Below are 22,858 nucleotides of genomic sequence, written 5' to 3'. Positions count from 1 at the left end.
TTATGAGCTGCCAACACGACTATTCCGTTTGCGATCCCGCGATTGCCCAACTGGCCGATTTGTTCCATCTGCTGGGCGATCCGACACGCCTGCGCATCGTGCTGGCCTGCGTGACGGCGCCGATCGCCGTCAGCGACATCGCTTCCTCGCTGGAGCTGAGCAGTTCGCTGGTCAGCCACCACTTGCGTTTGCTACGCGCAGCGCGCATTGTCAAGTCTGAGCGCCAGGGCAAACAAGTGTTCTATTCCGCCGCCGACGCCCATATCAGCGGCGTACTCAACGATATGCTCGAACATATCGCAGAACCTTCCAACGGGAACGAAGCATGAGCAAGCACCACGATCACCACGACCACGACCACGATCACGACCACCACGATCACGGCCATGACCACGCGCCGGCCAAGGGCAAAGCCAAGGCCTGCAGCCACGATCACGGGCACGACCATGGCCACGGCGGCCACCATCACCACCACGGCGATCCGAACACCATGGGCCGCGCCTTCGCCATCGCCATCGTGCTCAACACGGTGTTCGTGGCGATCGAATTCTTCTACGGTTTCCTGGCCAACTCCACCGCGCTGATGGCCGACGCCGGCCACAACCTGTCCGACGTGCTGGGCCTGATGCTGGCCTGGGGCGCGGCCATCCTGGCCAAGCGCATGCCGAACGGCCGCTATACCTACGGCCTGCGCAGCACCTCGATGCTGGCGGCGCTGTTCAATTCCATGCTGCTGATGGCGGCCTGCGGCGGCATTGCGTGGGAAGCGGTGCAACAACTGGTGCGCCCCGAACCCGTGGCCGGCCTGACCGTCTCGGTGGTGGCTGGCGTGGGCATCCTGGTCAACGGCTTCTCGGCGTGGTTGTTCATGTCCGGCAGCAAGGACGACATCAATATCCGCGGCGCCTACCTGCACATGGCGGCCGACGCCGCGATCTCGCTGGGCGTGCTGGTGGCTGGCGTGATCGTCCGCTACTCCGGCTGGAACTGGCTGGACCCGCTGGTCAGCGTGGCCATCGTCGCCATCATCGTCTACAGCACCTGGTCGTTGCTGAAGCAATCGATGCGCATGATGCTAGCCGCCGTGCCGGACAACCTGGACCACGCCGACGTCGAACAATTCCTGCGCGCCCAGCCCGGCGTGACCGACGTGCACGACCTGCACATCTGGTCGATGAGCACCACCGAGAACGCACTGACGGCGCAGCTGGTGACGCCCGGAGGCCATCCGGGCGACGCCGCGATGGACGCCATCAGCGCGCAGCTGAAGGAAGAATTCTCCATCGACCACAGCACGCTGCAAGTACGGCTAGGCACCACCGCGCACGAGTGCAGCCTGCAAGAGCAGCCGCACTAAGGCAGTTTAGTCCGCCAGATTGGCGTACAGCGCCGTGCTCAGATAGCGCTCGCCAAAGGACGGGATGATCGTCACGATGATCTTGTCCGCATTCTCCGGCCGCCGCGCCACCTGCAGCGCCGCCCACAGCGCGGCGCCGGAGGAAATCCCCACCAGCAGCCCCTCCTGGCTGGCTGCCAGCCGCGCGGTCGCGAACGCATCGTCGTTCTTCACGCCGATGATCTCGTCGTACACCTTGGTATTGAGCACGGCCGGCACGAAGCCCGCGCCTATGCCCTGGATCGGGTGCGGCCCCTTGGTGCCCTTGGCCAGCATCGGCGAGGCTTCCGGCTCCACCGCGATGCAGCGGAACTCCGGCTTGCGCGCCTTGATCACCTCACCCACGCCGGTAATCGTGCCGCCGGTGCCGACGCCGGCCACCAGGATGTCGACGCGGCCGTCGGTGTCGGCCCAGATTTCTTCGGCCGTGGTGCGGCGGTGCACATCGGGATTGGCGGGATTGTTGAACTGCTGCGGCATCAGGTAACGCGGATCGCGTTCGGCCAGTTCCTCGGCGGTGCGGATCGCGCCCAGCATGCCCTCGGCGCCGGGCGTGAGCACCAGCTCGGCGCCGTAGGCGCGCAGCAGCATGCGGCGCTCGCGGCTCATGGTGTCCGGCATGACCAGCGTGCAGCGGTAGCCGCGCGCGGCGCACACCATCGCCAGCGCGATGCCGGTGTTGCCGCTGGTCGGTTCGAGGATGATGGTGTCGGGACGGATCTGGCCGGCCGCTTCGGCCGCTTCGATCATGGACAGGCCGATGCGGTCTTTCACGCTATGGGCCGGGTTGCAGTATTCCAGCTTGGCCAGTACTTGGGCGGTGCTGCCCTTGGCCAGCCGGTTCAGCCGCACCAGCGGGGTGCGGCCTATCAGTTCGGTTACGTCGTTGGCTATCTTCATCAGGAACCTCCGAATGGGACGGAGGTTCCAGTCTACGCCTTTATTTTACGTCCACCAGCTCGACATCGAAGATCAGCGCGGAATTCGGCGGAATGCCGCTACCCGGCGTCGGCCGTGAGCCGTAAGCCAGTTCCGACGGAATAATCAGCGTGCGTTTGCCGCCCACTTTCATGCCCTGGATGCCCTGGTCCCAGCCCTTGATGACGCGGCCGGCGCCCAGCACGAAGTCCAGCGGCTCGCCGCGCGGAATCGACGAATCGAACAGCTTGCCGTGCATGGCCTTGGCCAGCGGACGATACAGCCAGCCCGAGTAGTGCATGTAGACGGTGGCGCCGGTGGTCGCTTCCTTGCCGGTGCCAAGCTTGGTGTCGGTGACGATCAGCTGCTCGGCGGCCGGGCCGGGCGTGGCCGAACCCACCACCATCGGTGGCGGCGGCGGCACATCGGCTGGAGCGACCGGCGCGGTCGGGGTCTGCGCCTGGGCCACGGAGGCCGCCAGCGCGCACAGCATTGCTACTAATACGGAACTACGCGTCATGGTTTTATTCTTTCGATGTGGTCTGTGGATAGCACGGTCCCCGTGCCAGCGCGCACCATGATAGCAAACCCGCATCGCCAGCTGCATAAAATCTAAATCAATCTAAATCGTTTCGACCGGCGCTACCGCAGGTTGCGCGCTGTCGGCCAGCTTGCGCAACACTTGGCTGGCGGCCACCATGCCGAAGGTGGCGGTGACCACCATGGCCGAACCGAAGCCGGCGCAATTGAGGCCGGTGACGCCGGCGGCGCGCTCGTCGCCGTCCACCGCGCACACTTCGCCCGACTCCGGGAACTTCAGCGGCTCCATCGAGAACACGGCGTCGACGTGGAACTTGGTCTTTTCGCCGCGCGGGTAGCCGTACTGGCTGCGCAGCACCTTGCGCACCTTCTTCAGCAGCGGCTCCTGCTCGGTTCGGGCCAGGTCGCGCACGGCGATCTGGGTCGGGTCGGTCTGGCCGCCGGCGCTGCCGATCAGTATCATCGGCATAGTGTGCTGGCGGCACCAGGCGATCATCGCGGCCTTGGCCTTGACGTCGTCGATGGCGTCGACCACGAAATCGTAGTTGCCGGCGCCCAGCATCTGCTCCAGGTTGTCCGGCGTGACGAACTCCTCGATCTGGTTGACCACGCAGAACGGGTTGATGTCGGCGATGCGCTCGGCCAGCGCGGTGATCTTGGCCTGGCCGACGGTGCTGCCCAGGGCCTGGATCTGGCGGTTGATATTGGACTCGGCGACGTTGTCCAGATCAATCAGGGTCAGCTGGCCGATGGCGCTGCGGGCCAGCGCCTCGACGATCCAGGAGCCGACGCCGCCGGTGCCGACCACGCACACGTGGGCGGTGCGGAAGCGCGCCAGCGCGCGTTCGCCATAGAGGCGGGCGATGCCGCCGAAGCGGCGTTCGAAGTCGACATCGTCGAATTGAGTAGGTGTTATGGAGTTCATGCCGACATTTTAACGGACGCCGCCGCGAAAATTATTTTAGAATGACTTTCCCACCCAGCCAGAGCGTCCTCCCATGAGCATTTCCCTGCACGACACCGCCCCCGACTTCAGCCAGCCGATAGCAGTCTTGAAACATTGCCACGACCGCATACGCAAGCAGCTGGAGACCCTGCAAAAACTGCTGGCCCACCTGCCCAAGCACGGCGCCGACGCCGAGGCGCAGAAAGCCGCCCAGGCGGTGCAGAAATATTTCAACAAGGCGGCGCCGCTGCACCACGACGACGAGGAACAAAACCTGGTGCCGATGCTGCAGGCGACCGCGCGCGACGCCGACGCCGCGCTGCTGGCCGAACTGGTGCCCGGCATTCTGGCCGACCACCAGCAGATGGATAAAGACTGGCATATAATTAATTCGCAACTTGAACAAATTGCCAACGGACAAGGTAGCGCCCTGTCGGCCGAGCAGGTGCAGCGCTTCTGCGACAGCTACGCCGCCCACATGGTCACCGAGGAAACCAATATCGCGCCGATGGCCAAGCGTTTGTTCAGCCCCGAGCAGATGGCGCAGTTGGGCAGCGCGATGCAGGTACGGCGCGGCATCACGCCCGACCTGCCGCAAAGCCAGGTGCCGGAGCAGCAGCAGGTGGTGGTGGCCGATGCGGTGGCCGACGGCGTGGTACTGGCCGACCTGCGCCTCGATTACGGCCGCGCCAGTTTGACGGAGCAGGACGTGCTGGACGATCCGATCGCCCAGTTCGGCAAGTGGTTTGAAGAAGCCATGCGCGCCAAGGTCAATGAACCGAACGCGATGAGCGTGGCCACGGTGGACGCGGAAGGCAAGCCCAGTTCGCGCATCGTGCTGATCAAGCAGTACGACGCGCGCGGCTTCACCTGGTACACCAACTACGGCAGCCAGAAGGGCCGCCAACTGGGCGACAACCCGCACGCCGCGCTGCTATTCTTTTGGAGCGAGTTGGAACGCCAGGTACGGATAGAAGGCAAGGTCGTCAAGACCTCCGCCGACGAAAGCGACAAATACTTTTACAGCCGGCCGGTGAAGAGCCAGATCGCGGCGATCGCCTCGCAGCAAAGCGCGCGCATCGCCAGCCGGGAACAGATGGAAGCCAATTACGATGCGGCCGCGGCAGTCGGCGGCGAGCATCCGGTGCGGCCGGAAAACTGGGGCGGCTATCGCCTCGAGCCGGTGCGCATCGAGTTCTGGCAGGGACGCCGTTCGCGCTTCCATGACCGGATCGTGTATGTGAAACAGGCAGATGGAAGCTGGGTGAAGGAGCGCCTGCAGCCGTAAGCAGACCGCCTCGTCGCAGAACACCAGACCATCGCTTGCGGTGGTCTTTTTATTTCTGGACTCGGAGGTGTGACTGTGTTCGTACAAAACCGTCTCAGTAGCTGGATCGCCGGCATCCGCCAGCAAATCGCGCTGCCGCTGCGCATCGAATTGTGGAACGGCCAGCAGGTCGACTTTTCCAGCGAGGCGCCGCGCGTGACGATACGCCTGCCCAATGTGTCGGCGGCGCGCTACCTGCTGACGCCGTCGCTGTCCAACCTGGGCGCGGCCTATGTCGAGGGCGCGATCGAGGTCAAGGGCCGCGCGCACGACATGATCGCCATCGTCAACGCGCTGGCGCGCACCACGCTCAAGGCCGAGGGAAAGTTCGCCCGCATCGTGCGCAGCATGGGCCACAGCAAGCAGCAGGATGCCGAGGCGATCCGCTACCACTACGATGTATCCAACGAGTTCTACCAGCAGTTCCTCGATCCGGCCATGGTGTATTCCTGCGCCTACTTCGAGGACGGCGACGAGGACCTGGCCAGCGCCCAGGCCAAGAAGATCGACCACATCCTGCGCAAGATCGAGCTCCGGCCCAACCAGACGCTGCTCGACATCGGCTGCGGCTGGGGCGCGCTGGTGATACGCGCGGCGCAGCAGTACAAGGCGCGCTGCATCGGCATCACGCTGTCGGAAAACCAGTACGAGCTGGCCAAGGAGCGCGTGCGGCGCGCCGGGCTGGAGCAGCTGGTCGAGATCCGCCTGCAGGATTACCGCGACGTGCGCGGCCAGTTCGACCGCATCACCAGCGTCGGCATGTTCGAGCATGTGGGCGTCAAGCATTTGCCCGAGTACTTCGCCGCCATCCACAAGCTGCTGGCGCCGGACGGCGTGGTGATGAACCACGGCATCACCACCACCGATCCGGACAACGGCGAGACGCCCTACGGCGGCGGAGCCTTCATCGACAAATACGTGTTCCCGCAAGGCGAGCTGGCGCACATCGGCCATGTGCTGAAGACTATGCAGCAGGGCAAGCTGGAAGTGTCCGACGTGGAAAACCTGCGCCGCCACTACGCCCGCACCTGCGCCATCTGGACCGACAATTTCGAGGCCAACACGGAACGCGTGCAGGCGCTGGCGGGCGACAAGCGCTATCGCATCTGGCACGTCTACCTGGCCGGGTGCAGCTATGCGTTCGAGCAGGACTGGATCAGCCTGTACCAGATCGTCGGCCGCAAGGCGGGCCAGCGCAGCGCGGCGCTGCCGTGGTCGCGCCGGCATATGTATCCACAGCCGGTCACCGTCGGCGCGCACTATGCGCTGACCGACGACGGCCTGCCGGCGTTCACCGTGCTTCAGGAGGATGGCGGCGTGGACATGGCGTCGATGCCGCCGGCGATCAAGTCCTTCAGCGCCACGTAGACTTGCTGCAAGGCCGGCTCCAGCCGGCCGGACGCCAGCTGCCATGGCTGGCCGGCGTGCAGCGCGGCCGACAGCTGCTCTGCCAGCGCCACCGCGCGCGCCGCGCCGAAGTTGACCAACACGCCCTTCAGGCTGTGCACCGCGCGCGTGCTGCGCTGCATGTCGCCCGAGGCCAGCGCCGCGCACAGGTCCTGCCACAGCTGCGGGCCGTCGTGCAGGAACAGCGCGGCCAGTTCCAGCAGCAGTTCGGCGTCGCCATCCAGCCTTTGCAAGGCGCCGCGCCAGTCCAGCAGTTGCTGGCCGCTGTCCGGCTGGTAGCGCAGCAGCATCTCGCGCAGTTGCTGGCTGTCGACCGGCTTGGCCAGGTAGTCGTCCATGCCGGCGTCCAGGCAGCGCTCGCGGTCGCCGCTCATGGCGCGCGCGGTCATCGCGATGATCGGCACGTGGCCGCCATGCGCCGATTCGCGCAGGCGGATCTGGCGGGTGGCGGCCAGGCCGTCCAGGCCCGGCATCTGCACGTCCATCAGGATCAGGTCGTAGCCGCCCTGGCCGGCGCGCTCCAGCACGGCCAGGCCGCTGTCGACCAGCGTGACGCGGTGGCCCAGCTTTTCCAGCAACCGCATCGCCAGCCGCTGGTTGACCGGGTTGTCCTCGGCCAGCAGCACGCGCAGGCCGCCGCGGGCGGATGCAGGCGCAGGCGCGGCTGGCGGAAGATCGCCTTCGCCGACCAGCAAGCCGTTGTCGTGGGCGCTGCGGTTCAGGTTTTGTCCCGGCGCCAGCACGGCCAGCGGCGGCAAGGGCGCGGCCTGCGCCACGCCGGTATGCAGCAAGGGCACGGTAAAACTGAACACACTGCCCCGCCCCGGCGCGCTGTGGACGTCGATGCGGCCCTGCATCAGGATCACCAGCCGGCGGCAGATCGCCAGCCCGAGGCCGGTGCCGCCGTACTCGCGCGTGGTCGAGCCGTCGACCTGGGCGAAGGCTTCGAAGATCATGTGCTGCTTTTCCGGCGGCACGCCGATGCCGGTGTCGCGCACGGCGAACACGATCTCGCTGCGGTCGTCGTGCTCGGCGGCGATCGACAGTTGCACCGTCACGCCGCCCTCGCCGGTGAACTTGATGGCGTTGCCGACCAGGTTGAGCAGCACCTGGCGCAGGCGGCCCGGATCGCCCTTCATGATGCGCGGCAGTTCCGGCGGAATCTCGGCCGCCAGCGCCAGCCCTTTCTGGCGCGCCCGCAGGCTCATGGCGCGCAGCGTGTCGCCGACCAGCTGGCGCAGGTCGAACGGCACTTCCTCGATGTCGAGCTTGCCCGCTTCGATCTTGGAAAAATCCAGGATGTCGTCGACGATGTGCAGCAGCGCGTCGGCCGAGGCTTTCACCAGCACCAGGTCGGCGCGCTGGTGGGCGTCGATGTCGGACTCCAGCACCAGCTCGGTCATGCCGAGGATGCCGTTCATCGGCGTGCGGATCTCGTGGCTCATATTGGCCAGGAATTCGCTCTTGGCGCGGCTGGCCGCCTCGGCCGATTCGACCGCGTGCTGCATGGCGGCGCGGGCGGCGCGCTGTTCGCTGATGTCGATGAAGTAGCCCAGCATGTAGGACAGCCCGCCGCTGTTGATGACCTTGCGGCTGACCAGCACGTCGAGCGGCGGATCGAAGGTGGCCATGCGGCGCTCGGTGGTGACCATGCGGCCGCTGGACCAGGCCAGCTCGTCCTCCTCGTGGGTGGCGGCGGCCCAGCGCGGTGTGGCGAATTCGTCGACCGTGCGGCCGAGGATTTCCGCCCGCGAGCGCTGGGTGAATTCCTCGAAGCGGCTGTTGAAGCGCAGGAAGCGGCCGTCGCGGTCCTTGAGGAAGATGGGGATGGGCAGCTGGTCGAGGATCTGCTCGGTCAGCTCCTGCTGGTCGCGGGCGGCCTGGTCTTCGGACGGCGCCCGCAGCTGCACCTGCAGGTCGGCGTGCAGCTCGCGCTGCAGGCCGGCCAGGCGCGCGGTGCGCTTGTCGCGCCAGGTGCCGACGTTGCCGCGCTGCTGGCGATTCTCCTTGCGCAACAGCGCGTTGGCCGAGCGCAGCTGGAGCACTTCCGCCTCCATCTCGGCCAGCGCGGCCAGTTGCGGCTCCAGCAGGCGCGCCAGTTCCTGGGCGTCCGAGTTGTGCAGCGCTTGCCGTATCAGGGCGACGTGGCGGTCCTGGTCCATGGCCGCGTCAGGCCGTCAGCGCGGCGGCGCCGGGCTCGTCGCGGAAGCGGGCACGGATGGCCTGCACGTCGTCCCAGCGCTGCAGCAATGCCTCCACGCAGCGCGGATCGAAATGGGTATTGCAGTTGTCCAGCAGGTGCTGGCGCGCGTCCTCCATGCTCCAGGCCAGCTTGTACGGGCGCACGCTGGTCAGCGCGTCGAACACGTCGGCCACGGCGACGATGCGGCCCACCAGCGGGATGGCCTCGCCGGCCAGGCCGCGCGGATAACCCTGGCCGTCGTAGCGTTCGTGGTGGGTCAGCGCGATCTCGGCCGCCAGCTTGAGCATGCGCGCCTGGCAATCCTTGAGGATGTTGTAGCCGATCTCGGCGTGCTGACGCATGACCACCATCTCTTCCGGGTTCAGACGGCCGGGCTTGAGCAGGATGTGGTCGGGCGTGCCGACCTTGCCGATGTCGTGCATCGGGGCGGCGTTCAGCACGTCCTGCTGCTGTTCCTCGGACTGGCCCAGCTGCTCGGCGATCAGCCGCGAGTAGTGCGCCATGCGCTGGATGTGGGCGCCGGTTTCGGGGTCGCGGTATTCGGAGGCGCGGCACAGCAGCATGATGGTTTCCTGCTCGCGCGCGCGCAGCTCGGCGGTGGCCTTGGCCACTTCCTCGGCCAGCCAGGTGGCGCGGTGCTGCAAGCCCAGCGTGGCGCTGCGCAGCGCCAGCATGTTGCGGGTGCGGGCCAGGAACTCGACCTTGTCGATCGGCTTGATGAGGAAATCGCTGGCGCCGTTTTCCAGCGCGCGGTGGCGCACGTCGACGTCGACGCTGGCGGTGACCATCAGCACCGGCGGGCGCTGGTCGGGCGGCGCTTCCAGCCGGGCGATCAGCTCCAGGCCGTTCAGGTCCGGCATCATGAAGTCGACGATCAGCAGGTCGTAGGGATGGGCATTGCACCAGGCCAGCGCCTCGCGCGCCGACTGGAAGCTGATCGTGCTCACGTCTTTCAGTTTATCGACCAGGCGCGACATCAGCACCAGGTTGATATGGGTATCGTCGACCAACACCACCTTCATGCATGTCCCCTTGTTTTATTTTAAGCGATGCGCATAGGTGCTCTTGAACTTGGCGACCTTGGGCGCGACCACGAAGGCGCAATAGCTTTGCAGCGGATGCTGGCTGAAGTAATCCTGATGATAGGCCTCGGCCGGATAGTAGGTCGAGGCCGGTGACAGTTCGGTGACGATGGGCGCGTCCCAGACCCCGGCCATTTGCGCGATCACCTGGCGCGCCGTGGCTTCCTGCTGCGGCGACTGGTAAAAAATCACCGAGCGGTACTGGGTGCCGACGTCGTTGCCCTGGCGGTTGACGGTGGTCGGGTCGTGGATGGTGAAGAAGATTTCCAGCAGGTCGCGAAAACAGATGACGGCGGGATCAAATTGCAATTTCACCACCTCGGCATGGCCGGTGTCGCCGGCGCAGATCTGCTCGTAGGTGGGGTCGGGCTGGTGGCCGCCCGTGTAGCCGGACTCGACATGGACAACGCCTTTGACGCGTGCAAACACCGCCTCGGTGCACCAGAAGCAGCCGCCGCCCAGATAGGCCGTTTCGAGCGCCGTGCCTGGCGCGGACTGACTAGTCATGACTCCCTCGCGTAGAAGAATGCCCACGGGTTCACTGTAACGCAAACCACGGCAATACGCTATCGCACGGTAAACTTTGGCATAATGGCTGAAAAGTTACAGGTCCACCATGCACACTCGTTCCCCCCGCGCCGACCAGCGCCCCTTCGATACCAGCCATTTTCGCCAGGCGCTGGGCCAGTTCGCCACCGGCGTCACCGTCATCACCACCCGGCTGGCGGACGGCAGCTTCCGCGGCCTGACGGCCAGTTCCTTCAATTCGGTGTCGCTGGACCCGCCGCTGGTGCTGTGGAGCCTGGCGACCACGGCCAACAGCATGGCCATCTTCACCGGCAACTCGCACTACGTCATCAATGTGCTGTCGGCCGACCAGGCGCACCTGGCCAAGCAGTTCGCCACGCGCGGCATCGATCCGTGGGAAAACACCGAATACGAGCTGTCGCGCACCGGCCAGCCCATCCTCAAGGGCGCGTCGGCCTGGTTCGAATGCCACAACCGCAGCCGCTACCCGGAAGGCGACCACGTGATTTTCGTCGGCGAAGTCGAGCTGTGCGAGTTTTCCCCCTCCCCGCCGCTGATTTTCCACAGCGGCCAGTTCGGCAGCCTGGGCTAAAAACGGAAATTGGTGTCGCCATTTGAAAAGCCGTTCCGGTGGCCGCGGCATAGAATGCGGGCAGCCTTCACCAATTTTCATAATGAGAGACCACTATGAGCCAAGCCCGCGCCCAATTCCACTGGGATGATCCCCTGCTGCTGGACCAGCAACTGACCGACGACGAGCGCATGGTGCGCGACGCCGCCGCCGCGTATTGCCAGGACAAGCTGGCGCCGCGCATCCTGGACGCCTTCCGCCACGAGAAGATGGACACCACCATCTTCCGCGAGATGGGCGAGCTGGGCCTGCTGGGCCCGACCATCCCGGAACAGTACGGCGGTCCCGGCCTGAACTACGTGGCCTACGGCCTGATCGCGCGCGAAGTCGAGCGCATCGATTCCGGCTACCGTTCGATGATGAGCGTGCAGTCGTCGCTGGTGATGGTGCCGATCTACGAGTTCGGCACCGAAGAACAGAAACAGAAATACCTGCCGAAACTGGCCACCGGCGAGTGGATCGGCTGCTTCGGCCTGACCGAGCCCAACCACGGTTCCGATCCGGGCTCGATGATCACCCGCGCCAAGAAGGTGCCGGGCGGCTACTCGCTGAGCGGCGCCAAGATGTGGATCACCAACTCGCCGGTCGCCGACGTGTTCGTGGTCTGGGCCAAGGACGATGAAGGCGCGATCCGCGGCTTCGTGCTGGAAAAAGGCATGGCCGGCCTGAGCGCCCCTGCGATCCACGGCAAGTTCGGCCTGCGCGCTTCGGTGACCGGCGAGATCGTGATGGACAATGTGTTCTGCCCGGAAGAGAACGCATTCCCGGACGTGCGCGGCCTGAAGGGTCCGTTCACTTGCCTGAACTCGGCACGCTACGGCATCGCCTGGGGCGCGCTGGGCGCGGCAGAAGACTGCTGGCACACCGCGCGCCAGTACGTGCTGGACCGCCATCAGTTCGGCCGTCCGCTGGCCGCCAACCAGCTGGTGCAGAAGAAGCTGGCCGACATGCAGACCGAGATCACGCTGGGCCTGCAAGGCTGTTTGCAGCTGGGCCGCATGAAGGACGCCGGCACGGCGGCGGTGGAAATCACCTCGATGATGAAGCGCAATTCCTGCGGCAAGTCGCTGGACATCGCCCGCGTCGCGCGCGATATGCTGGGCGGTAACGGCATCTCGGACGAGTTCGGCATCATCCGCCACATGGTCAACCTGGAAGTGGTCAATACCTACGAAGGTACGCACGACATCCACGCGCTGATCCTGGGCCGCGCCCAGACTGGTATCCAAGCGTTCCAGTGATATTACCGACGTAAAAAAACCGCTGCGGCTGCAAGGCCCCAGCGGTTTTTTTTATGCCTTCGAAGCCTTAGAAGCCTTTGAAGTTGTAGCCCACGCTAACACTGACCGCCAGCGGATCCAGGCGCACGTCCTGGGTCTGGCCGGTCGAGAAGTGCACTACGGTCTTGAGCTTGGTCTTGATGACGGTGGCGTCGACAAACCATTTCTCGTTGATCTTCACGGTGCCGCCGATCTGGTAGCTCATCGCCCACTTGTCGTCCAGCTTGAAGGTGGTGCCCGGGCCGCCGGTGTTGAGCAGCGCGGTCAGCTGGCCGGAGCCGGTCTCTTTCTGGAACATCGCGTAGGTGAGGCCCAGGCCCACATACGGACGGAACATCGAGTTGGCCGGCAGGAAGCGGTACTGCACGAAGGCGGTCGGCGGCAGCACTTCCGACGTGCCCAGCTTGCCCGTGCCCTGGATGGAACCGGCGCCGACCAGGTCGTGCTTGTACGGCAGGCCCAGGTCCAGCTCGGCTGCGATGTTATCGGTCACCATGTAGGCGATCGCGAAGCGCGGCTTGGTGTCCGAGCCGACGTCGGCCTTGGTGCCCGGCAGCGCCGGCGCCGACACATCGCCCGAATCCACTTTCGGCGTGATCTTGTTGATGCCCAGCGTGCCCAGCCAGGTGCCCTGGGTCTGTTGCGCCGATGCGGCCGAGGCTACCGTCAGTGCGGCGGCCAGCGCCAGCAGTTTTACCGTGTTCTTCATATCGTCTCCTGATTTATTGTGTTGTGAGTCCGGCAGCCGCCCGCCCGGAGGCGGCGGCTGCCTGCGACGACTGAATTACAGCCAGCCCTTGACGACCAGCTTCTCGGCCACGTAGCGGGCCAGCAGCAGGTTGTTGAACGGCGTCGGATGGACGTCGTCGGCGAAGGACCAGTGGCTGATGTCGCCGGCCTTGACGTTGCCGGCGTTGCAGGTCAGCGAGCTGCCCAGCGGGTTGGTCGGCGCGGTCAGATCGCAGGCAGGCTCGGACACGTTGGTCAGGCCGTATGGGCCAGGATTGGTGGCCTGGTCATGGCTGACCGAGAACACGTCGACGATCAGCACTTTCGATTCCGATGCCAGGCCGGTGGTCAGCGCGCCGTTGAAGGCGCTCACCATGGCGTTGATCAGGGCCTGGGTCGATGCCGGCTGGCCGCGGCCCGACGGCGTGGTGGCCACGTCCGGCAGGTTGTTCACGGTGACGTAGTTGGCGCCGTTGGCGATGATCTTGGTCTTGACCAGGGCGGCCAGTTCGGCGCCGGCGGTAGCCATCGCGACCACCAGATCCGGACCGTGGGCGGCGGCATAGTCGGCCCCGGCCTTGGCGCCGGCGGCGTTGCCGGCGGCAGTGCCGGCGGCGGTGGCGTCGGCCGTGGCCTTGGCGACCATCGGCTGCCAGACGGCTGGCGTAGCGACCGACGAATTGCCCGGCTGGACGGCGGCGGTGCCGATGGCGACCTGGGTGATGGAGTTCTGGGTGCTGCCGCTGCGGGCCGCTTCCGTTTGCGCTGCCAGGCCGATGGCGGCGGCGGCGGCTTGCGGGGTGGTGGCGCCGGCGGCCAGCTGGCCTACCAGGCTGGTCACGTAAGCGGCTGCGCCTGCCGCAGCGCCAGCCTTGGCGCCGGCGGCGGTGCCGGCCGCGGTGGCGTCGGCACTCAGCTTGGACAGGTTGAACAGCGCGTCATTGCCGCCGGCCATGACGAACACCATTTCATCGCCCTTGAACTTGCCGCCAACGGCTTTCAGGTGGTTGTCGATCTGGGTGGTGACGGGGATGGTCAGCGCGCCCAGCGGGCTGCCGGTCAGCTTGTTGCCCGGACCGACAGGGTTGGTCACGCGGGCGCCGCCCTGGGCGTAGCCGTAGCAGTTGGCATGGGCCACTGGCGCTACCGAGAAATTCTTGCTGGCGTCGCCGTCGAGGCCGGTGAGGGCCGCGCACGGGGCCGCAACGCCCAGCTGGGCGGCGACCAGTTCGGTCCAGTTCTTGCCGGTCAGCGTGGAGACGGAGGCGGAGCTGTCGCCATTGATCGTAAATTTGCCGCCCTTGAGCTGGGCTACCGCGCCGACGGCGTAGGAGCCGACGTCGGACAGGCTGTCGCCAAACGACACCTGGCTGCTGTACTTGTTCTTGATGGTTTGGTCGCCGGGCTTGGGATCGGTTCCGCCGCAACCCGCAAGAACGGCCAGGGTCATTGCCGCAAGTGCAAATTTAGTATGACGCATGTTGTCTCCTAGAAAAATTTTTTTATAGTGTGATACGAACGGCCGTGCTATTCGCAACCCAACTAATATGCCAGCCTTAACCGCGAATGTATAGGGGAGCACATAAAAACCCCCCTCATTTGTGGCTAAAAAGAACGGTTGCTCGGCTGTATTTTCATAGAGACAACTTACGGCAAAATCGATTTCACCGGCTTGGTGCAGAATCGAAGAAGTTTCTTGCTTCGCGCATACAGAATGGCGCCACCAGGCCGGCGTGATAAGCGTCGTTGACGGCCTTGTCGGCGGCCGTTGACGAGCCCGTGCTGGCCAGCACGGAAAGGCGCAGCACCTGCTTGGCGGCGGCGAATTCGGCGCGCGTGGCGCGATACGGCACCAGCAGCGCCGAGTCGTCCACGTCCAGCACCGTCAGCAGGCCGGAAGACATGGCGTGGGCGGTGAGGTAGTCATTGGTGGCGTCGGTATTCGCGAACGGCACCACCGGGTCTTCGTTGCCGCCGCACAGGAACAGCGGCACGGTCGGCGTGTAGGTGCGCAGGTCGTTCCTCAACAGCCATTTGCGCAGCGGCTGGGCCGGCGAGCACGCCAGTGGCGCGCCGCGGCTGGCGTTGCAGGGATTGGCCTTGAGGTCGGCCAGGTAGCCGTTGCGGTAGCTGGTCTTCATCAGGTGGTCGACGCCGAAATAGGACGCGTAGCCTGGCGCCTGCGGCAAGGAATCCTGCGCGAACAGCACGTCGTTCGGCAGCTTGCCGGCCGCGACCAAGTCGCCCAGGCCCTGCGTGCCCGGCAGCAGCGTATCGATGCCGGTGGCGTACTTGGCTTCGTAGATGTCGTCCAGGCTGTTGTAGATGGCGGCGCCGGCGCGCTGGCCGGCGTTGATCAGCATCGGCAGGAAGCCGCTGGAACCCATGGTCGGCGCACCGCCGTAGATGGCGTCGCCGAATTGCAGCAGCGCATACGGGCCGGACATCGGCGCCGCCGCCGTCACCGTGAATTCGCTAGCATACTTGATCTGCATCGCGCGCTGGGTGGCCAGCGCCACGAAGCCGCCTTGAGAGTAACCACTCACCATCAGCCGGCTGGAGGCGTTGGCGCTGATGCTGCCGAACACGCTGCGGGCGGCGCGCAAGGCGTCGACCATGTCGTTGGATTGCTGGTCGGCGTCCAGGTAGGCATGGTAGGGCAGCGACGAGCCGGCATAGCCGGCGTAGTTCGGCGCCACCACGATGTAGCCCTGGGTGGCGAACATCGCCGCCACCAGCAGCGCCTCGGTGCCGGACAGGTTGGCCATGTCGGTGGTCTTGCGCGGCGACGTGCCGTGCGCGTACAGCATCACCGGACGGGCGCCCTGGCAAGCCGCGTTGCTGCCGGACGGCACGATGATGGCGGTGCTGGCGTCGGTGTCGGCCGCCACCGAATCGACGGTGTGGTACTTGAGGGTGTAGGTGGTGATGGCGCAGGTCGGCGTGCCGGTCATGGAACTGCCGAGGGTGATGGCGCCATCGACCAGTTTCTTCATGACGGCCGGATCGATGGTGTTGGCCATGGCGCCGCCGCCGATGGCGGCCGGCACCAGCGTGGCGCCGCCGATGGGCACGCCGCGCAGCTGGACCGGCGGTTGCGTCACCACATTGCCGCCGGTCTGGTTGCCGGCGGAACCGCCGCCGCCTCCGCAGCAGGCCAGCAGGACGGCGAGGGAAATCAGGCAAAAACGGGCGGCGTTGAACATGATGCATCCTTGGATAAGCTGCAGGGCGCAAGAGCGGCCTCTGCTGGTAGGTCAAGGTCGCCGGGCTTTTTTTGGACCGGCAACGCTTTAGCTTAGCAGATAAGCAATCCCATCGCACCACCCTGTTGCGATGGTCACACAGCTCATTTTTTCAACAATGACGCGATGATACCGGCCGAGCCGAACACCGAACGGCGCAGGCGATCGTTGACGCCCAGCCACTCCGCACCCTGCGGCGGGGTCTCCACCAGGATCAGGTCGGAGCCGGTCTGGTCCATGCCGCGCAGCGCGGCGTAGAGGCCGTAGGCGTAGCCGGCCGGATCGGCGGGCAGCATGCATTGCGACTGCGGCAGCGCCGGCAAGGCGTGGCTGATCAGCGCCACCTTGACGCCGCGCGCCTGCAACTGCGCCAGCGCGGCCGTCAGCTCGGCTTGCGCCAGCATGGTGACCGGGGTGCGCGGCGCGTAGTGCGATTCCAGCGTGCCGGAGGCGCGCGGCGCGGCCTGGTCCGGCGCGGCCGGCAGCGCGCCGATGACGTCGGCGATCTGCTGCGCGCTGATGTGGCCGGGACGCAGCAGCACCGGGCCATGCGTGGCCAGGCGCGACAGGTCGACGATGGTCGATTCGATGCCGACCTGGCTGGCGCCGCCTTCGAGCACGGTGGTCAGCAGCGCGCCGCTGCAGGCTTCGCCGTCGGTGGCGCCGTCGTCCTGCTCGTCCAGGCCGAACTCGTCGCGCACGTGCTGCGCGGTGGTCGGGCTGACGTTGCCGAACTTGTTGGCCGACGGCGCCGCCACACCGCCCTTGCCGCCCTTGAAGGCGCTCAGCAAGGCGATCGCGACCGGATGCGACGGGCAACGAATGCCGACCGTATCCTGGCCGCCGGAAACGGCGTCGGGAATGTGGCTGGCGCGTTTCAAAATCAGGGTCAACGGTCCCGGCCAGAAGGCGGCGACCAGCTGGCGGGCTTCCTGCGGAATATCGGTGACCCAGTAGTCGAGCTCGGCGCCGGGGGCGACGTGCACGATCACCGGATGGTCGTTCGGACGGCCCTTGGCCTGGTAGATGCGGGCCACGGCCGCCGGATTCTCGGCGTCGGCGCCCAGGCCGTAGACGGTCTCTGTGGGGAAGGCGACCAGGCCGCCCTCCTCCAGGATCGCCGCCGCCGCCGCGATGGCGGTGTGATCGGCTACCGTTGCGGCCTGCGGCTTCACGGCGCGATACCGAGGATGGCGCAGGCGGCGTTGAGCTGCTGCTGCGCTTGCGCCAGCGTCGGCGCGATGAAGGTCAGGTGACCCATCTTGCGGGCGCGGCGCGGATCGTCCTTGCCATACAGGTGCAGGCAGGCGCCCGGCAGCGCCAGCACCTGGTCCCACGCCGGCTCACGGGTGGCGTCGGAGTCGTCGGTGAACCAGACGTCACCGAGGATGTTGAGCATCACGGCCGGCGAATGCTGGCGCACATCGCCCAGCGGCAAACGCGCCATCGCGCGCACCTGCTGCGCGAACTGGCTGGTGACGCAGGCGTCCATCGTGTAGTGGCCGCTGTTGTGCGGACGCGGCGCCATTTCGTTGACCACCAGGCTGCCGTCGGTGAGCACGAAGAATTCGATGCACAGCACGCCGACATAACCCAGCTCGGCAACGATGGCTTGCGCCGCCTGCTGCGCGATCTTGGCGCTGGCGTCGCACACGTTCGGGCCGGGCACGGTGGTGGTGAACAGGATGCCGTCGCGGTGGACATTCTCGGCGATCGGATAGACCACCGATTCGCCGTCGGCGCCACGGGCGGTCAGCACCGAAACCTCGTAGGCCAGCGGCAGCATCTTCTCCAGCAGGCAGGTGACGCCGTCCATGCTGTCGAAGGCGGCGCGCACGTCCTCGCGGCTGCGCACGCGGACCTGGCCCTTGCCGTCGTAGCCCATGCGCACGGTCTTCAGGATGCCCGGCAGCAGATCGTCGCCGATGGCGGCGATGTCTTCATGCGAGGCGATCACCTTGTGCGGCGCCGGCATCACGCCCGACTTGGACGCGCAATCGACGAAGAAGCGCTTCTCGGCGATGCGGTCCTGCGCCACCGACACGCCGTGCGCGTTCGGCGCGACAAACACTTGCTGCGCCAGGCGCGACAGGCTGTCGGCCGGCACGTTCTCGAACTCGGTGGTGACGGCCAGGCATTGCGCGGCCAAGGCGTCGAGGCCGGCGGCATCGCTGTAGCCGGCTTCAACCAGGCGCTGCGCGACCTGCCCTGCGGGACAATCGGCCGCCGGTTCCAGCACGGCCACTTGATAGCCCATGCTTTGCGCGGCCTGGGCGAACATGCGGCCCAGCTGGCCGCCGCCCATCACACCCAGCCAGGCTGGCGGATTGGCGGCTGGGAGGATAGGTGAAAACAATTTACTCATTTATTCCAGCGGTAAAGTCATGGCCTTGGCGGCTTCGGTTTGCGTGACACGGAATGCTTCCAGCTTGTCGGCCAGCGCGTCGTCGTTGGCGGCGATCATCGCCACCGCGGTCAGCGCGGCATTGGCGGCGCCGGCTTCGCCGATGGCGAAGGTCGACACCGGCACGCCCTTGGGCATCTGCACGATGGACAGCAGCGAATCCTCGCCGCGCAGGTACTTGGACGGCACCGGTACGCCCAGCACCGGCACGATGGTCATCGCGGCCACCATGCCAGGCAGGTGGGCCGCGCCGCCGGCGCCGGCGATGATGGCGCGCAGGCCGCGAGCGCGGGCGCTCTTGGCGTAGGCGTACATCTCGTCCGGCATGCGGTGCGCGGAAATCACTTGCGCTTCAAACGGCACGCCGAACTGCTTGAGGATGGAGACCGCGTTCTGCATCACGTCCCAGTCCGACGACGAACCCATGATGACGCCGACCAATGGCTTGTTCTGATCCATGTTATGCCTTCAGCTTCTGGCCGGTCAGGCGCTCGATGGCTTCGAAGTACTTGGCCTGGGTCTTGTCGATGACGTCGGCTGGCAGCGCCGGCGCCGGTGCGGTTTTGCCCCAGGTCAGGGTTTCCAGGTAGTCGCGCACGAACTGCTTGTCGAACGACGGCGGCGACATGCCAGGCGCGTACGAATCGGCAGGCCAGAAGCGCGAGGAATCGGCGGTCAGCACTTCGTCCATCAGGTGCATGACGCCGTTGTCGTCCAGGCCGAATTCGAACTTGGTGTCGGCGATGATGATGCCGCGCGTGGCGGCGTAGTCGGCGGCGGCCTTGTACAGGGCGATGCTGACGTCGCGCATCTTGGCGGCCAGTTCGGCGCCGATGCGGCTTTCCATGTCGGCAAAGCTGATGTTCTCGTCGTGCTCGCCCAGGTCGGCCTTGGCGGCCGGGGTGAACAGCGGCTCTGGCAGCTTCTCAGCCTGTTGCAGGCCGGCCGGCAGCTTGATGCCGCAGATGCTGCCGGTGTCCTGGTAATCCTTCCAGCCCGAACCGATGATGTAACCGCGCACCACCGCCTCGACCATGATCGGCTTCAGGCGCTTGGCGACCACGGCGCGGCCTTTGACCTGCTCGACTTCGTCGGCGGCGACCACCGATTCCGGCGCCACGCCGGTCAGGTGGTTAGGCACGATGTGGCCGAGTTTCTCGAACCAGAAATCGCTCATCTGGTTCAAGACCATGCCCTTGCCGGGGATAGGCTCGTTCATGACGACGTCGAAGGCCGACAGGCGGTCGGTGGTGACGATCAAAATCTTGTCGTCGCCGACTGCGTAGTTGTCGCGGACTTTGCCGTGGCCGAGCAGTGGCAGGGAATGAATGGAGGTCTGGTAAAGGCTGTTCATAGCGGGAGGTGGATAGACTAGCGGTATAGAAAAGCGAAAACCGGCGCAGGGAAAACCTTGCTAGCCGGTCAAGAGAGATGGACCGATTCCCGAGAGAATCAGTCCGTTCCAAAACAGAATTTTACTTCACAATCTGCGACAGCTCGCCGGCCTTGTAACGCTCGGCCATTTTTTCCAGCGGGATGACTTTGATTTTCGACGCCTGGCCTTCGCAGCCGAACGACTGGAAGCGGGCGCGCACGATCAGCTCGGCGGCGGCGCGGGCTGGCTTGAGGAAGTCGCGCGGGTCGAACTTCGACGGGTTCTCGAACAGGAACTTGCGGGTGGCCGCGGTCATCGCCAGACGGATGTCGGTGTCGATGTTGATCTTGCGGACGCCGTGACGGATGCCTTCCTGGATCTCTTCGACTGGCACGCCGTAGGTTTCCTTCATGTCGCCGCCGAATTCGCGGATGATGGCCAGCAGTTCCTGCGGCACCGACGACGAACCGTGCATCACCAGGTGGGTGTTAGGGATGCGCGCGTGGATTTCCTTGATGCGGTCGATGGCCAGGATGTCGCCGGTCGGCTTGCGGGTGAACTTGTAGGCGCCGTGCGAGGTGCCGATGGCGATCGCCAGCGCGTCGCACTGGGTGCGCTGCACGAAGTCGGCGGCCTGGGCCACGTCGGTCAGCAGTTGTTCGCGGGTCATGGTGCCGTCGGCGCCGTGGCCGTCTTCCTTGTCGCCCTTCATGGTTTCCAGCGAACCGAGCACGCCCAGTTCGGCTTCCACCGTGACGCCGATGGCGTGCGAGAACTTGACCACTTCGCGCGACACTTCGACGTTGTAGTCGTAGGAGGCGACCGACTTGCCGTCCGCTTCCAGCGAACCGTCCATCATCACCGAGGTGAAGCCGGAGCGGATCGCGGCCTGGCAGACCGCCGGCGACTGGCCGTGGTCCTGGTGCATGACGACCGGGATGTGCGGGTAGGCTTCGACGGCGGCGTCGATCAGGTGGCGCAGGAAGGCTTCGCCGGCATATTTGCGGGCGCCGGCCGAAGCTTGCATGATGACCGGGCTGTTCAGGGCGTCGGCCGCGGCCATAATGGCCTGCACTTGCTCCAGATTGTTGACGTTGAATGCAGGGATGCCATAGCCGTTTTCAGCGGCGTGGTCCAGCAATTGGCGCATGGATACGAGGGACATGGTAATACTCCAAACAATAAAAAAACCTGGTTGCCGGAGCCACATGCCACCCTCGTTCCGCGAGGGCGGCGCTACCGGACTTACTTGGTAAATTCTCCAACCTTGACGATCTTCAGCGCATTGGTGCCGCCGACCTGGCCCATCGGCTCGCCCCAGGTGACGACGATCATGTCACCCTTCTTGGCGATGCCGTACTCGACCAGCAGATCCTCGGCCTGTTTCAACACTTCCGCGCTGCCGGCCTTTTGCAGCAGATTGTAGGCCTTCACATTGCGGTACAGCGCCACCTTGCGCTGGGTCGTCACGCTCGGCGTCAGCGCGAAGATCGGCGTGTCGATGTTGTGACGGCTCATCCACAACGCGGTCGAACCGGACTCGGTCAGCGCCACAATGGCCTTCACCGCCAGATGGTGCGCGGTGAACAGCGCGGCATAGGCGATCGACTGGTCGATCCGGGTGAAGGTCGCATTGAGGAAGTCGGCGTCGAGCTTGTTGTACTCGGACTGCTCGGCTTCCACGCAAATGGCGGCCATCATTTCCACCGTTTCAATCGGATAACGACCGGAGGCGGTTTCCGCCGAGGTCATCACCGCATCCGTGCCGTCCAGCACCGCGTTGGCCACGTCCGATACTTCGGCGCGGGTCGGCACGGCGTTGAAGATCATCGACTCCATCATCTGGGTCGCGGTGATCGCCAGCTTGTTCGACTCGCGCGCCATGCGGATCATGCGCTTCTGCAGCGCCGGCACCGCCGCGTTGCCCACTTCCACCGCCAGGTCGCCACGCGCGACCATGATGCCGTCGGAAGCGTCGAGGATCTCCTGCAGCACAGGGATCGCTTCGGCGCGCTCGATCTTGGCGATCATCAGCGGCTTGTGGCCGAACGGCTCGCCGGCGATATTGGCCAGCTGGCGCGCCATTTCCATGTCGGTCGCGCTTTTCGGGAACGAGATCGCCAGGTAATCGCACTGGAAACTCATTGCCGTCTTGATGTCTTCCATGTCCTTGGCGGTCAGCGCCGGCGCGGTCAAGCCGCCGCCCTGGCGATTGATGCCCTTGTTGTTGGACAGTTCGCCACCGATTTTCACGGTGGTGTAAATCTCATGGCCGACGATCTTGTCGACCACCAGCACGATCAGGCCGTCGTTCAGCAACAGCTTGTCGTCGGCGCGCAAATCCTGCGGCAGCGCCTTGTAATCCAGGCCGACGCGTTCCTGGTTGCCCAGTTCGCCGTTTTCGCCCCATTTTGCGTCCAGGATGAATTTATCGCCGTTCGCAAGGTCAATCTTACCATTTTCAAACTTGCCGACGCGGATTTTAGGACCCTGCATGTCGGCCATGATCGCCACTTCGCGGCCGCATTCGGCTGCCGCTTCGCGCACCAGGCGGGCGCGGTCGATATGGTCCTGGGCCTTGCCATGCGAGAAGTTCAGGCGCACGACATCAACGCCCGCACGTATCATTTTCACCAGGACATTGAAGTCAGTGGAGGCTGGGCCGATCGTTGCAACAATTTTGGTACCACGGGACATAGTATTCCTTGAGCGTTGGGTCATGCGAACAGTCTCCGCAAATGCGGCGGAGACCCGGAAAAGCTGCGCTGTTTTGTGTTGCTGGGGCCCAAAATTTGTAGCAAAGCTACAAATTTTCACCCCTTATCAGGCATTAACTTGATTTTACTG

Annotated in this window: 21 protein-coding genes; 6 read left to right on the top strand and 15 right to left on the bottom strand. The window is 65.3% G+C overall.

All coding sequences use genetic code 11. From position 1 onward, the window contains the following. Nucleotides 1–2: 2 nt before the first annotated feature. The gene (locus D0T21_RS18070; protein WP_020700974.1) at nucleotides 3–329 is read left to right on the top strand and encodes a helix-turn-helix transcriptional regulator; all 327 of its coding nucleotides are present in this window, start codon (nucleotides 3–5) and stop codon (nucleotides 327–329) included. After that, the gene (locus tag D0T21_RS18065) at nucleotides 326–1,357 is read left to right on the top strand and encodes a cation diffusion facilitator family transporter (protein WP_116992168.1); all 1,032 of its coding nucleotides are present in this window, start codon (nucleotides 326–328) and stop codon (nucleotides 1,355–1,357) included. The genes D0T21_RS18070 and D0T21_RS18065 overlap by 4 nt, the downstream gene beginning before the upstream one ends. 6 nt (nucleotides 1,358–1,363) lie before the next feature. Here D0T21_RS18065 and cysK read toward each other — a convergent pair whose 3' ends face one another. The 3 genes from cysK to tcdA all read right to left on the bottom strand — a co-directional run bounded on the left by cysK (nucleotide 1,364) and on the right by tcdA (nucleotide 3,779). Continuing rightward, complete coding sequence (gene cysK / locus D0T21_RS18060) at nucleotides 1,364–2,296, bottom strand: cysteine synthase A (RefSeq protein WP_116992167.1); 933 nt, start codon at nucleotides 2,294–2,296, stop codon at nucleotides 1,364–1,366. Nucleotides 2,297–2,336: 40 nt separating this feature from the next. After that, nucleotides 2,337–2,807, bottom strand: a complete 471-nt coding sequence (locus tag D0T21_RS18055; protein ID WP_116992166.1) for an FKBP-type peptidyl-prolyl cis-trans isomerase — start codon at nucleotides 2,805–2,807, stop codon at nucleotides 2,337–2,339. A 129-nt stretch (nucleotides 2,808–2,936) separates the two neighbouring features. After that, nucleotides 2,937–3,779: a tRNA cyclic N6-threonylcarbamoyladenosine(37) synthase TcdA gene (tcdA, locus tag D0T21_RS18050; RefSeq protein ID WP_116992165.1), complete on the bottom strand. Its 843-nt coding sequence runs from the start codon at nucleotides 3,777–3,779 to the stop codon at nucleotides 2,937–2,939. A gap of 73 nt (nucleotides 3,780–3,852) precedes the next feature. On the opposite strand from tcdA, the gene pdxH reads away from it, so the two are divergent. Together pdxH and D0T21_RS18040 are read left to right on the top strand one after the other, a co-directional pair. Further along, a complete protein-coding gene (pdxH, locus tag D0T21_RS18045; RefSeq protein ID WP_116992164.1) occupies nucleotides 3,853–5,088 on the top strand; it encodes a pyridoxamine 5'-phosphate oxidase in 1,236 nt (411 codons plus the stop codon). Between the two features lie 75 nt (nucleotides 5,089–5,163). Continuing rightward, complete coding sequence (locus D0T21_RS18040; protein WP_229211535.1) at nucleotides 5,164–6,495, top strand: cyclopropane-fatty-acyl-phospholipid synthase family protein; 1,332 nt, start codon at nucleotides 5,164–5,166, stop codon at nucleotides 6,493–6,495. On the opposite strand, the gene D0T21_RS18035 is transcribed toward D0T21_RS18040, so the two are convergent. The 3 genes from D0T21_RS18035 to msrA are packed head-to-tail and all read right to left on the bottom strand — an operon-like array spanning nucleotide 6,429 to nucleotide 10,326. Beyond that, nucleotides 6,429–8,696 carry a hybrid sensor histidine kinase/response regulator gene (locus D0T21_RS18035; RefSeq protein ID WP_116992163.1) on the bottom strand — a complete coding sequence of 756 codons (2,268 nt, stop codon included), beginning with the start codon at nucleotides 8,694–8,696 and terminating at the stop codon, nucleotides 6,429–6,431. The two genes, D0T21_RS18040 and D0T21_RS18035, sit on opposite strands and share 67 nt — an antisense overlap. Nucleotides 8,697–8,703: 7 nt before the next feature. Continuing rightward, nucleotides 8,704–9,759 carry an HD domain-containing phosphohydrolase gene (locus D0T21_RS18030; protein WP_116992162.1) on the bottom strand — a complete coding sequence of 352 codons (1,056 nt, stop codon included), beginning with the start codon at nucleotides 9,757–9,759 and terminating at the stop codon, nucleotides 8,704–8,706. Between the two features lie 15 nt (nucleotides 9,760–9,774). Then, the gene (msrA, locus tag D0T21_RS18025; RefSeq protein ID WP_116992161.1) at nucleotides 9,775–10,326 is read right to left on the bottom strand and encodes a peptide-methionine (S)-S-oxide reductase MsrA; all 552 of its coding nucleotides are present in this window, start codon (nucleotides 10,324–10,326) and stop codon (nucleotides 9,775–9,777) included. Nucleotides 10,327–10,435: 109 nt separating this feature from the next. On the opposite strand from msrA, the gene D0T21_RS18020 reads away from it, so the two are divergent. Both D0T21_RS18020 and D0T21_RS18015 read left to right on the top strand, forming a co-directional pair. After that, on the top strand, nucleotides 10,436–10,939 hold the full coding sequence (locus D0T21_RS18020; protein WP_116992160.1) for a flavin reductase family protein: 504 nt from the start codon (nucleotides 10,436–10,438) through the stop codon (nucleotides 10,937–10,939). A gap of 95 nt (nucleotides 10,940–11,034) precedes the next feature. Continuing rightward, nucleotides 11,035–12,219 carry an acyl-CoA dehydrogenase gene (locus tag D0T21_RS18015; RefSeq protein WP_116992159.1) on the top strand — a complete coding sequence of 395 codons (1,185 nt, stop codon included), beginning with the start codon at nucleotides 11,035–11,037 and terminating at the stop codon, nucleotides 12,217–12,219. A gap of 67 nt (nucleotides 12,220–12,286) precedes the next feature. Here the strand turns inward: D0T21_RS18015 and D0T21_RS18010 are convergent, their stop codons facing one another. The 9 genes from D0T21_RS18010 to pyk form a co-directional block, all read right to left on the bottom strand. Continuing rightward, nucleotides 12,287–12,967, bottom strand: coding sequence for an OmpW family protein (locus D0T21_RS18010; protein WP_116992158.1), 681 nt, complete (start codon nucleotides 12,965–12,967; stop codon nucleotides 12,287–12,289). 75 nt (nucleotides 12,968–13,042) lie between these two features. Continuing rightward, the gene (locus D0T21_RS18005; RefSeq protein WP_116992157.1) at nucleotides 13,043–14,467 is read right to left on the bottom strand and encodes an SGNH/GDSL hydrolase family protein; all 1,425 of its coding nucleotides are present in this window, start codon (nucleotides 14,465–14,467) and stop codon (nucleotides 13,043–13,045) included. Between the two features lie 184 nt (nucleotides 14,468–14,651). Next, a complete protein-coding gene (locus D0T21_RS18000) occupies nucleotides 14,652–16,193 on the bottom strand; it encodes a S9 family peptidase (protein ID WP_116992156.1) in 1,542 nt (513 codons plus the stop codon). Nucleotides 16,194–16,336: 143 nt separating this feature from the next. After that, entirely contained in the window at nucleotides 16,337–17,407 is a 1,071-nt protein-coding gene (locus D0T21_RS17995) for an L-threonylcarbamoyladenylate synthase (protein ID WP_116992155.1), read from the bottom strand. Continuing rightward, on the bottom strand, nucleotides 17,404–18,597 hold the full coding sequence (locus tag D0T21_RS17990) for a 5-(carboxyamino)imidazole ribonucleotide synthase (protein ID WP_116992154.1): 1,194 nt from the start codon (nucleotides 18,595–18,597) through the stop codon (nucleotides 17,404–17,406). Before D0T21_RS17990 ends, D0T21_RS17995 begins: the two co-directional genes overlap by 4 nt. Beyond that, the gene (purE, locus tag D0T21_RS17985; RefSeq protein ID WP_116992153.1) at nucleotides 18,598–19,095 is read right to left on the bottom strand and encodes a 5-(carboxyamino)imidazole ribonucleotide mutase; all 498 of its coding nucleotides are present in this window, start codon (nucleotides 19,093–19,095) and stop codon (nucleotides 18,598–18,600) included. It lies immediately after the preceding gene. 1 nt (nucleotide 19,096) lies between these two features. Continuing rightward, nucleotides 19,097–19,990 carry a phosphoribosylaminoimidazolesuccinocarboxamide synthase gene (locus D0T21_RS17980; RefSeq protein WP_116992152.1) on the bottom strand — a complete coding sequence of 298 codons (894 nt, stop codon included), beginning with the start codon at nucleotides 19,988–19,990 and terminating at the stop codon, nucleotides 19,097–19,099. Nucleotides 19,991–20,111: 121 nt separating this feature from the next. Beyond that, nucleotides 20,112–21,176 carry a class II fructose-bisphosphate aldolase gene (gene fba / locus D0T21_RS17975; protein ID WP_116992151.1) on the bottom strand — a complete coding sequence of 355 codons (1,065 nt, stop codon included), beginning with the start codon at nucleotides 21,174–21,176 and terminating at the stop codon, nucleotides 20,112–20,114. 80 nt (nucleotides 21,177–21,256) lie between these two features. Beyond that, nucleotides 21,257–22,708 (bottom strand): pyruvate kinase, encoded by a 1,452-nt coding sequence (pyk, locus tag D0T21_RS17970; protein WP_116992150.1) that lies wholly within the window; start codon nucleotides 22,706–22,708, stop codon nucleotides 21,257–21,259. Nucleotides 22,709–22,858: the final 150 nt, after the last annotated feature.

It is taken from the genome of Duganella sp. BJB476 (assembly GCF_003416895.1).
In the GTDB taxonomy this organism is placed as follows: domain Bacteria; phylum Pseudomonadota; class Gammaproteobacteria; order Burkholderiales; family Burkholderiaceae_D; genus Rugamonas.
This window is presented reverse-complemented; position numbering and strand designations above follow the sequence as displayed.